Here is an 11090-nt window from a genome sequence, read left to right on the forward strand (position 1 = left end):
GCATAAAGTAGTATACAAAACGAATCTTGGCTTAAACTAACACATGTGAAAGAACGTGAAAGAAGAAAAGACTGCCGGTGTGGCAGTCTTTTTGCTTTTCAACAAATTGCGATTGCATTCACAAATATTCCTTGACAGGAATATTCCACTCGGAGTATATTATGTCTATGAATAAGACTTTCAGTGCTCTTGCCGAGCCAAACCGCTTGCACATTGTCGAGCTTCTGCGTGACGGCCCTCTTACCGTCGGGGAAATAGCGGATCGGCTTGAGCTCCAGCAGCCGCAAGTATCCAAGCATCTCCGCGTGCTTAGTGATGCAGAACTTGTCGAGGTACAACCGTCTGCGAATAAAAGAATCTATAACCTGCAGTTTCAGTCGTTCAAAGAGCTGGATGGCTGGCTAGACTCCTTCCGCCGCATGTGGGAAGAGAGATTCGATCGTTTGGACGATTATTTGCAGCAAATGTTAGAGAAGGAAAAGAAAAATCAATTTGATTTGGAGGATTAGACATGACTCAAGAAAAAGCAGGGAACAACTTCAATGCCACATTAGAAGGTGGCGAATTGGTTCTTACTCGCACATTCAATGCACCACGTGAACTCGTCTTCAAAACGTGGACTGAAGCTGAACATTTAGCTCGTTGGTGGGGACCAACAGGTTTCGAATTAAGCGTACACACCTTAGATCTACGCCCAGGCGGCATCTTCCACTACAGCATGAAATCGTCCGAAGGCTTTGAAATGTGGGGTAAGTTTGTCTACCATGAAATTAATTCCCCTGAGAAACTCGTCTTCGTGAATTCTTTCTCCGATGCTGAGGCTAACATTATCAGAGCACCATTCAGCGAAAGCTTTCCAATGGAAATAATGAATAAGTTATCTTTTACTGAAAATGAAGGAAAAACCACACTGATCATGCGCGGAGGGCCTATCAATGCAACTGAGGAAGAACTTAAGTTCTTTGAGGGCATGCATGATTCTATGAAACAAGGCTTCGGCGGAACGTTCGATCAGCTCGATGCATACTTAGCCAAAGTCGTATAAGTATTCGCAACAGCCTTTTAATCGAGCAAATTCAACAATCGACACAGTCGATATAAATAGAACATACCGCGGAAACCTCTCCGATGGTCATCCATTCTTTTTTCGATTAGGAGACTAAACTAACAAAATAAGCCTACTGCAGCTGCAGCAGGCTTATTCTTAGTTCTAAACAGTTGCTCGACGAAGCAATCCATAAGCTGCCACTAAGTACACGACAACCAAAGGTACCATCCACCAGAATATATCCATATAACTGTGAATGATCCAATCCAGGAGACCGCCCCACAGTCCAAAGTGCGTGAAGATATAGGAACCTACCGTACCAATCAAAAGCAGAGATGTAAAAAAGATATACATCGAAGCGCCGCCGAAACGACGGTGTAAACTAGATATCGCGAACCCGAGGAAATACATATGAAGAAGTACAATCAGATAAATACCCAGCGTGCCTATCAGCGAAAGATCGTTTAGAAATTGGATTTTAAAAAGGTGCAATCGAACTCCCCACCCATTGGTCGCCTCTTCAATCACAGACAGGATGACAAGTCCTAGGGCTGAACTAACATTTACAATAATAGCTGTCACAGCAGTTCCAAAGAAATAATCCTTCCTACGAATACTTAGTCCCAAGGCAAATGGAAAGGTTTCTTTAATAGTAACTGTACCTGCTACTAAGGTGTAGATGAAAATCGAAACAATCGCCCCAGTGTTAATAGATTCACCTTTGTCCAGCGACAGCGCTATAAGAAAATTGATCAAAAAGTTTGCCCCAATAATGATCCACGGGATAGTCCACGATGCCATTTTGTTCCTCATATGGAGTTTTACTACCTGGTTAACTTGATTCATTATTTATCAGTCCCCTTTCCCGCAATGGATGGTGTGCGTGTCAGATGAACGATAAGCTGCTGCATAGATACCGGTGTGAATTCAAGTCCCAACGCCTCTGCTTCCTTCCGATCCCGCTCACTTAGAACACCTAGAATTGTAGCCGATGCAGCCGCACCAATCGCCGTGCGTTCAAGCAGCTCTTTGCCACGCGTGAAGGAATCCACGGCTGTCGCTAGACCGGAAACCGTGCAAGCACGACCGCGAAGAGCATCCGCATCTTCATTCATAATCAATTTGCCGTTATCGATAACCAGCACATGCTCGAGTAAGCGGCTAACTTCGTCGATGAGATGCGTGGAGAGAATAACCGTCCGCGGAAACTCGGCATAGTCTTCAAGCAAGCGATCGTAGAATAGGATTCTTGCCACAGCATCCAGACCCAAGTAAGGCTCATCGAAGATGGTTAACGGCGCTCGACTAGCCAGACCAACCACAATACCGACGGAAGAAAGCATCCCTCTGGATAGCTTCTTTATTTTTCTTTTCAAAGGCAGACGAAAATCTTCAATCAAAGTGTTCGCATAAGCATGATCCCAGTTCGGGAAAAGTGATCTCGCAACCTCAATTACATCTATGACACGGAAGCTATCTGGGTACTTCTGGCTTTCTTTAATGAAGCAAATTTGATTGAGCACACGACTATTCTCGTAGGGGTCTTCCCCAAATACCTTCAACTCGCCGCTTGTAGCGAACTGCTGGGACGAGATCATATGCATAATCGTTGTTTTGCCTGCACCGTTTCTGCCTAGCAAGCCATAGATTTTGTTCGCTTCAATCGTGAAACTAACATGATCCACTGCCATCATTTGGCCATAGGTCTTGGTTAGTCCTTTCACTTCCACAATGTTGGTCATCACGCTTTCTCCCCTCTGCGCACCATTTCCGTCAATTGCTCTACGGTAATCCCGAGCTTCTCGGCTTCTTTCACCATCGTCACCACATATTGCTCATAAAATAGTTCTTTCCGCTTCTCCATCAGCTTCGTTCGCGCTCCCTCCGCTACAAACATGCCAATCCCTCGTTTCTTGTACAAAATCCCTTGGTCCACCAACAAATTAACACCTTTCGCTGCTGTAGCCGGATTAATTTGATAAAAGGATGCAAACTGATTCGTAGAAGGCACTTGCGATTCCTCCGGCATTCTTGACTCAATAATGTCATCTTCAATACGCTCTGCAATTTGCACAAAAATCGGGCGGCTATCGTCCATCATTAGTCCCATTTTTCTCACCACCACATTGGTTAGTTACTCATGTAATTAACCATACAACCAACCGACTTAAAAGTCAACAGAGAAACTGATATTTGGGCTGGGCAGCAAAATAAATAAATTCCCTTGGAACTGGGAATACTACTAGGGTATGGGCTTTCTGGTTTTATTTGCCCCCACTGATTGCAAAATTGTACTTTGTACAACATTAAGTGAGAGAATCCGCGAGTTCTCGGCAATTGTTGTAAAAAACACAACTCTTTAACCCAAAAACAGCCCAAACTCAAGAAATAAAGCTTTTTTGTTGTACAAACTACAACAATCTCAGTTTTATTAGAAAAAATGGACAAAAATGTTGTACGCCGTACAACTTCCCCCTCCTAAATGCCGGGAAAGATAGGTACTCTGACGTTGGATTCCGATCGTTCACTCTTAACTAAACAGAAACCTAACCTGTAACTCATTACCTGAAAACAAATCACTCGCCTAGTGAGCTTAAATGTTTCCTACAATCTAAATCCGCATTATCTATCGCTAAGCAAGCTAAATAAGGACAATCGATAAGTCTAATTGGAAGGTGAATCCGAGATGAAATCATTAAAGTTGCGAATACTTATCCTTAGTTTTCTTCTATTCTTGGCCCCGTTGCGAGGCACAACCTTGGCTAGTGGCAAGGTTGAACAGCCACTGGCTGCGCCTTTGTTTTCGTTCTCCGTGATGAGTGATGTTCACATCACGTCCTACGATCAAGTCGCTCAGCTGAGGCTGAGTCAAGCGCTGGCTGATCATCACGCGCTGCGCCCCGACAGCAAGCTGCTCGTCTTGAACGGCGACCTCACGAATGGGAGTGAGGCCGACTATCGCAGCTTGCTGGCGCTGCTCGGCCGCCAGCACCATGCCCCTGTGCATGCGACCATGGGCAACCACGATTACTACGGCGTGTGGCGCACGACGGAGGGTGGGTTGGATACATCGAAGATGAATCCAACATGGTCGAGCAAGCAAGCGGTCGCGTTATTCGACCGCATGATGGGCTACGATAAGCCGTATCACGAGCTTATCGTGGAGGGCTATCGCTTCCTATTCCTTAGCGGGGAAGCGTACAGGGACGTGAACGCATCCTACGGCGAGGATGCGTTCCTCTCTCCCGAGCAGCTCAGCTGGCTGCGCGAGCGGCTTACGGCCGCGGGCTCGGCGGACGCCAGCAAGCCCGTGTTCGTGTTCCTCCACCAGCCGCTGCCGCAGACGCTGGATGGCACGGATCAAGAGCTGGGCGTCGTCCAGCACGAGGAGCTGCGGGCGCTGCTCGATGCGCACCCAAACGTCATTTTGTTCAGTGGCCACACCCACTGGAACCTAGAAACGACCAAACAAGTGAAGCAGCTGAAGTTTCTTGCCGCTTCCAGCGCTTCCATCCGGGAGGTATGGAACGCGCAAAACGTGCCCGAGACACAGGCAATCAGCCAGAGTCTCGTCGTGGACGTCTACAAAGATCGCGTGGTGATCTTGCGCCGCGAACACTTCAAAAAACGATGGATTGAGCCATCCATTGCCAAAGGATACGACGTGAAATAGGCATCTGCCGTCTCCGCAGCTACCTCTATTAAGAAACAAACCAAAAAGACTGCCCGACAAGGCTAGAAATAGCCGGATGTCTGACAGTCTTTTTGGTTAATCCCTTTTGTATGAATTTCTTTCCCTATAACTAATGAAATTGCTTAATAAGCCGCTTAGCCGTCCCATTCGGTGTCTCAATCACTTCGTACATATTCACGACCACACCAGAATCAACCTGCTCATTTTTCAAACCGGTGACGACGACTTTTTGCTTGCCGCTCGTTAATTTCCCAGTCCCCGTCAGTGTTGCTGTTTGAGTGCCAACAATGCGGCCGAGGGAATCGACCATATCGAACTCAATTTTGGAGAAGTTCGAATCGATAATCACCTGATCTTCATGGGCAATGTCCAGATCAAGATTAAGCTGGTAGGAGTAAGTCCCGCTGTTATAAAGCCAGCTTATCGAGCTGTCATTCACTTTGAGTGAGAAAGGATACAAGGCAAGCGTATCGCTTTCTGTCTCTTTCTGCAGCGCTACCCGATAGGTTCCGACAGACACATTACCCTCGGATACAGACTTATCGTCATAAACATTCAATGCGAATGTCTCATCATCGGATTGTGTTTTATTCGGAAGCAGGTAGGAATAGCTCACCACATAAGAACTTCCCGGTGTAATTTGGGTCGCAACTGCGCTTTGGCGAGAGCCCGTGTAGGTGTTGCCTTTGCTGTCGATCAGCTCATTTTGAAGCTCGGGAAGGGCCATGGCGCTTGTTCCGTTGTTCGTGATTTTGTATTTGGCTACGGCTGTTTTGTAGCCTAGATCGTCGTTCTCGTGAGCATGCAGCTCGACTAAGGCAACGACTAGATTTTTATTAACAACAGAGTTGTTGTTGAAAATCAGCTTACTGCCAAGTTCATAGTTCACAGCTGTTGTAAAGCCGTTTTGCGCTTCACTTGCTCCCTTAAGCAGGAAGACGGCAACAGGCATTTGACCAGTCGCTGCAGTTCCACTGCTGCCAGCCGTCGAGCTACTCGAGGACCCCGCTCCCGAGCCGGTTGTCGCTGTTCCAGAAGCTGCGCCGCCACTCGAAGTACTTGCTGTCGAGCCAGATGCCGAGCTACCCGAACTAGCCGTCTGCCACAGCACCAGCTGCGCCGCATTCGGATCAACTCCTGTTGGCAGGGTAGCGTTGAAATAATACGAAGCCGTCTCCTTTGGAGCCAAGTATCCGCTGCGGGCGGCGTTATCGGTCGATGTCACGGATGTCACGGCGTCGCCGAACTGATAAGAAGCAGAGAAGGATGGCACGGAAGCGATCGCTTCGCCATCATTACTGAGCGTGACAACGGTCTGCACATGAACACCGTCGGCTTGAATCGAATACGTCGACGTATTCGCCTTCACAGTGACCTGCTCACCCTCCTGCTGCCCAGCGTAAGCTTGTTTGGTGCCAAGCGCTGCTGTTTGAAGCGAAGTGTTCAGACTTAACGTACCCAGCGAGACATCCTCGCTTTGGTTCAAGTAATAATATTCCAGCGTGAGACCACTGGTCGGCATTTGTCGGGAAACGAGTGTTTTGAGCGTCATCGTATCCGATTGATTTGGCAGGAACGTTGTATCGGAACCACTAGCAACCGTAGAGGTATATTTCAGTCCGTTAGCATCCACGAGTCTAACTTGTAGACCGGGAGGCAGCTTAACACTGCTCGAGCCTAGGTTTTTTGCAGAAACTTGCGTGTACATGTACCATTTTCCATTCTCTGTTACGCGAACGCTTTGGCCCAATTGAAAAGCAACGGAGGCGTCATTTGAGAGCGTACTGTCGAGTGCATGCAAATTAATAATTTGCTCAGGCACCTTTACTTGTCCCTCCTGCACGACCGAGGAAACTGGAAGATCGCCTAGATGATTCATGAAATCGGCTTTGCCGAAATCCCAGCGGAACACATCAACTTTTAGTTGAGCAGCCGTTTCACCTGCTGGCAGGTTAGCGTAGAATCGGAAGCTTTGATCCTGACCAGGGAGGACACTCGCACTCTTTTTCTCGCTTAATTTGGCCGTATAGCTATGTCCTGCTTGATCCGTAACCCTTACCCCATATTGGTTAAAATCGATCGATTGGCTTTCCCCGTTATGTAAAAGCACGGAAAACTGAAGAGAAGAAGACGAAAGCGCCGCTTGGTTTAATGTAAAATAAGAGGAGTTCGAGATATAAACCGCTTCGGAAGCCGCATGAGCAGCGGGAGCCATCGACGATGCAGCTGCCAAGCTGCCAGTCAACAGCAGGGCAAGACCTGTCTGTTTGAGTGAAATGGATGATAATTTGCGAATCATGTTTTCATACCTCCTGTAGACCTAATCAAAACGCAGTGCGTCGATAGGTTTTAATTTTGATGCTTTATTGGCTGGATATAATCCGAAAATAACACCAACTAACGCCGAGAATAAGAATGCGTAAAGTCCTATATTTAGGGATAAACTCGTTTGTTGACTAGGGTTTATATAAGGCCAGGCTAGAGATAATCCGATTCCCAGAATCAATCCGATCAAACCACCCATGCCGCTAATCAGCGTAGCTTCAACCAGGAACTGCAGCAAAATGTTTCTCCGCTTCGCGCCAATCGACTTCCGAATCCCAATTTCCCGGGTGCGCTCGCTCACGGTTACAAGCATGATGTTCATGATACCGATCCCGCCTACCAGGAGGGATATCGCCGCTACCGCGACTAGCTGATTGGTCAGTGTGCTGGATGCCGTCTGTCTGGCGCTAATTAATTCGGATGAATTCAAAATGTTATATCCCGTTGTACTTTTAAATTTATTAAATAAATACGTCTCTAACGTTCTTTGTACCCGGGTTACCTCATCGCCAGAAGCCGCTTCGACATAAGCCGTCCGAATGTTACCCAATTTGAAATCCCTGCTCATGGTAGGGAGAGGCACAAAAACCGAGGTATCGAGAGACGTTCCGCTTGTATTGGAGCCTTTCGTTTTGAGCACGCCGATTATCGTGTACATATATCCGTTCACATTAATTTCTTCGTCAATCGGGTCAGCCGTACCGAAAAACTGCTTGGCCACATCACTGCCTATGACCGCAACGTGATTGCGGAAGTCCAGATCGGCTTGAGCCAAGAAGCGGCCGCTGGCGACCGTCCCCTTTTGCAAACTGAGATATCGATCATTTGTCCCAATGACATTGTAGGTCTCTGTTGTCCGGTCGTATTTGATACTGGTACTATTTCTAGTCATCGTCGGTGCAATTGCACTGATTCCCGAAGTATTCTCAAGCTGCATGACCTCATCATAATTCAGCTGCGTGGCGCGTCCGTTACCCATCAGATTAACCGTCAGCAGGTTCGTTCCCAGCCCTTCGTACTGCTTTTCAATCGCCTTGGACGTGCCTTGACCTATCGAAACTAGCGTAATGACTGAACTAACGCCAATGATAACGCCAAGCATAGTCAGCACCGTACGAAGCGGATTCGAACGCACCGTGGCCAGCGCCATTTGGAAAAGCTCCCAAATTCTCATGAAAGAGCCCCCTCTAACTTACGTTCAGGTGTTAGCTGCATTTCGTTTCTTAGATCGCTTATGATTTCTCCGTCACGTAGTGTCACGACGCGTTTGGCATTGACTGCAATGTGATGATCATGTGTGATCAAAACAATCGTGTTGCCTTGCTGATTAAGCTCCTTAATCAATTCCAGCACCTCAATGCCCGTCTTCGAATCCAGTGCGCCTGTCGGCTCATCTGCTAGAATTAATGACGGTGATATGGCCAAAGCTCTGGCAATGGCTACCCGCTGCTGCTGCCCGCCAGACAGTTCACTTGGCTTGTGATGTCCTCGCTCACCCATCCCCAGCTTCTCCAGCATCCGCTGCGCCTGTTCTCTCCGCTGTTTGGCTGGAATGCCTGCATAAATCATCGGGAGCTCTACGTTCTCCGTCGCAGTAAGTCTGGGCAGCAGGTTGAATTGTTGAAAAATAAAACCAATTTTCCGATTGCGCAGCTCAGCAAGTCCGTTGTCTGACATCTTCTCGGTTGCTACGCCGTCTAACGTATAGGAGCCAGAGGTGGGACTATCCAAAAGCCCGATTGTATTCATTAACGTTGACTTTCCCGATCCACTGGGACCAATGATGGCAACAAAATCTCCTTCCGCAATATGCAGGGTAATGCCGCGTAAAATTTGCAATTCTTCTGCACCCCGAGCATAACTCTTCGTTACCTCGTTTAGTTCAATGATATTCACCCAAATCACTCCTCTCCGTAGGGACTGGCTCACGGCTAGCGGCCCGTGCCTCCACCATTTTGCGTTCCGCCACCGCCTGTGCCGCCAGCTCCACCAGGGAAGTTGCCTCCTGCGCCACCCTGAAAACCACCTGCACCCCCAGGGAAACCTTGCTGCTGTTGATTCGTCGTTGTCGCTCTGCGCACCGGCATCACGACCTCGTCGCCCGCGTTCAAACCACTTAACACCTCAACCTGTGTCTTGCTGCGAATACCCACCTTGATTTCGTGCTGCTCTTCGACAGTTCCGTCCGCTTTCTTCAGCGAAACGGTAGACTTTCCTCTGGTTGTTGTCACCACTTGGATCGGAAGCACGAGAATATCTTTCTTATCTTGTATAGAAATCTCAGCCGTCGCCGTCATCGCATATTTCAAATCATTCTGATCGGTATTCGGAATCGCGACAACAGCATCATACGTTGTAACCCCATTCGTTGTTGTTCCTACATTGGAAACGGAAGTTACTTCACCCTGGAACGTCTTGCCGGAGATTGCATCAACCTTCACGGTTACCTTCTGCCCCACCTTGACGCTTGTTAAATCAAGCTCATCTACGGCAATAGCCAGCTGCATCGTGCTTAGGCTCGCTACGGCACCCAACGTTGTGTTGGCATTAATCTGCGCGCCTGCCGGATAATTGCGAAGCACATTATTTTTACTATTGGCAAAATCAGCCGAGAACACGCCATCGAACGGCGCTTTGATCGTCAGTTGATTAACTTTCTGCTCCGCATCGTTCACACGGATTTTCTGGCTTTCGATGGCTGATTGCTTGCTAATGATATTGTTTTGAAGATCGTCATTGAACAAGGTGGCGATCAAATCACCCTGTTTCACCGTTTCGCTATCTTTAAATTTCATGCTTTTTATCGTACCGCTTGCCTCGGCGAAAATAGGAGATGTTCGCACATACTCAAGCGCCACCTGCTCGGAGGAGTCGATTTTACCATCGCCGCTGCCGATGCTGCCCTTTACCTTAAGGCCTGCCGAAAGCGTCCCATCATTGGTAACCAGAACCTCCACCGTTACCACTTTGTTGCCGTTAGCATCTGCTTTAATTTCACGACCTATCGTATCCACCGCTCCGACTTTGGATAGTAAGTAGCCATCGACGCTAAGCTCTACAGGATCACCTTTTTTCAGCTGCACAGCTTCTTGCAGGGAGAATGGCAGCTTCACTTTAAACTGCGATGTATCTGAAATCGTGCCGATCTTCGTTGTTTTATTGACTTGACTGCCTACATCAAGATTGGCTGCTAATGTAATCTTGCCAGACATTAAAGCTGTAACACTCATATGATTTTGTTGGTCCTGTAACTCTACTAGCTCCTTCTCAAGCTGCTGCAAGCTTACCTGGGCTTCCTTGAGAGTTGTTTCCGTTGAAGGCACCGACAGCTCGACTAGCACATCGCCTTTCTTGACCGCCTGATTTTGCGTCAAATTCATCGTTTTGATGATACCATCAATCGGGATCACAATATTTTGCTTGTCCTTGGCATCCAACTGAGAAGTCCCTGATACCGCCATGGATATCGCCCCTTTGGTCACTTTCATCGTTGTTTGCTGTGTTGCTGCAGACGCTGGCTGCGCCTTGTTATGTACGTAATAGTATGTTCCCGCTCCGCATAGAATGGCAGCTAGGGCCACAATGATCCATCTCTTCTTCCGACCTAATTTCATCCTTTATGCCCCTCTCCCAGTTACCCAGACTATACACCGCCCAGGCCATGACAATCCCTACTGGACTTAGTGTAAATGGGGTGGCTGAAACCTGTCTGAGCGTAGGCTGAATATAAGTTGAACACAGGCTGAGCGTTTGCTGAAAAAGATTAGGTCGCGCATGTGGTTACTCGGTGACTGACGGCTGGGCGGTATGAGCTCAAATTGTATCTAGCGGCCAACTTATTCATCGTTTAAGGATGTTTTACATCGTTAAAGAAAGGTCCTTCCGCCTCTCACACACTTTAGCGATGAAAATCATCATTATGGCGCAGAAGTCGGACTACTCGGCCAGCCTACCCATCATTTAAGCATGTTTTACATCGCTAACGAGTCAATCTCCCGCCTCTCGCACACTTTAGCGATGAAA

10 protein-coding genes are annotated in these 11090 nt (G+C 47.8%); 3 read left to right on the plus strand and 7 right to left on the minus strand.

The features are described 5' to 3' along the window. Positions 1-167 precede the first annotated feature (167 nt). Together GC098_RS10500 and GC098_RS10505 are read left to right on the plus strand one after the other, a co-directional pair. Positions 168-509 (plus strand): ArsR/SmtB family transcription factor, encoded by a 342-nt coding sequence (locus GC098_RS10500; RefSeq protein ID WP_171643118.1) that lies wholly within the window; start codon positions 168-170, stop codon positions 507-509. A 2-nt stretch (positions 510-511) separates the two neighbouring features. After that, positions 512-1045 (plus strand): SRPBCC family protein, encoded by a 534-nt coding sequence (locus GC098_RS10505; protein WP_171643119.1) that lies wholly within the window; start codon positions 512-514, stop codon positions 1043-1045. A 165-nt stretch (positions 1046-1210) separates the two neighbouring features. Here the strand turns inward: GC098_RS10505 and GC098_RS10510 are convergent, their stop codons facing one another. The 3 genes from GC098_RS10510 to GC098_RS10520 are packed head-to-tail and all read right to left on the minus strand — an operon-like array spanning position 1211 to position 3158. Beyond that, positions 1211-1849: a hypothetical protein gene (locus tag GC098_RS10510; RefSeq protein ID WP_171643120.1), complete on the minus strand. Its 639-nt coding sequence runs from the start codon at positions 1847-1849 to the stop codon at positions 1211-1213. Between the two features lie 44 nt (positions 1850-1893). Beyond that, positions 1894-2790 carry an ABC transporter ATP-binding protein gene (locus tag GC098_RS10515; RefSeq protein WP_171643121.1) on the minus strand — a complete coding sequence of 299 codons (897 nt, stop codon included), beginning with the start codon at positions 2788-2790 and terminating at the stop codon, positions 1894-1896. Continuing rightward, positions 2790-3158, minus strand: coding sequence for a GntR family transcriptional regulator (locus GC098_RS10520; protein ID WP_047678668.1), 369 nt, complete (start codon positions 3156-3158; stop codon positions 2790-2792). The genes GC098_RS10515 and GC098_RS10520 overlap by 1 nt, the downstream gene beginning before the upstream one ends. 576 nt (positions 3159-3734) lie before the next feature. Between GC098_RS10520 and GC098_RS10525 the strand changes: the two genes are divergently transcribed. Further along, positions 3735-4721 (plus strand): metallophosphoesterase family protein, encoded by a 987-nt coding sequence (locus GC098_RS10525; protein WP_171643122.1) that lies wholly within the window; start codon positions 3735-3737, stop codon positions 4719-4721. 130 nt (positions 4722-4851) lie between these two features. Here the strand turns inward: GC098_RS10525 and GC098_RS10530 are convergent, their stop codons facing one another. From GC098_RS10530 to GC098_RS40785, 4 genes are read right to left on the minus strand one after another with little or no spacing between them, the layout of a single operon-like run. After that, positions 4852-7041: a hypothetical protein gene (locus GC098_RS10530; protein ID WP_171643123.1), complete on the minus strand. Its 2190-nt coding sequence runs from the start codon at positions 7039-7041 to the stop codon at positions 4852-4854. A gap of 21 nt (positions 7042-7062) precedes the next feature. Beyond that, entirely contained in the window at positions 7063-8241 is a 1179-nt protein-coding gene (locus GC098_RS10535) for an ABC transporter permease (protein ID WP_171643124.1), read from the minus strand. Beyond that, positions 8238-8963, minus strand: a complete 726-nt coding sequence (locus GC098_RS10540) for an ABC transporter ATP-binding protein (RefSeq protein ID WP_312880041.1) — start codon at positions 8961-8963, stop codon at positions 8238-8240. The genes GC098_RS10535 and GC098_RS10540 overlap by 4 nt, the downstream gene beginning before the upstream one ends. A 35-nt stretch (positions 8964-8998) precedes the next feature. Further along, positions 8999-10681 (minus strand): permuted SH3 domain-containing protein, encoded by a 1683-nt coding sequence (locus tag GC098_RS40785; protein ID WP_171643125.1) that lies wholly within the window; start codon positions 10679-10681, stop codon positions 8999-9001. Positions 10682-11090: the final 409 nt, after the last annotated feature.

Source organism: Paenibacillus phytorum (genome assembly GCF_013141715.1).
Taxonomy (GTDB): Bacteria; Bacillota; Bacilli; order Paenibacillales; family NBRC-103111; genus Paenibacillus_E; species Paenibacillus_E phytorum.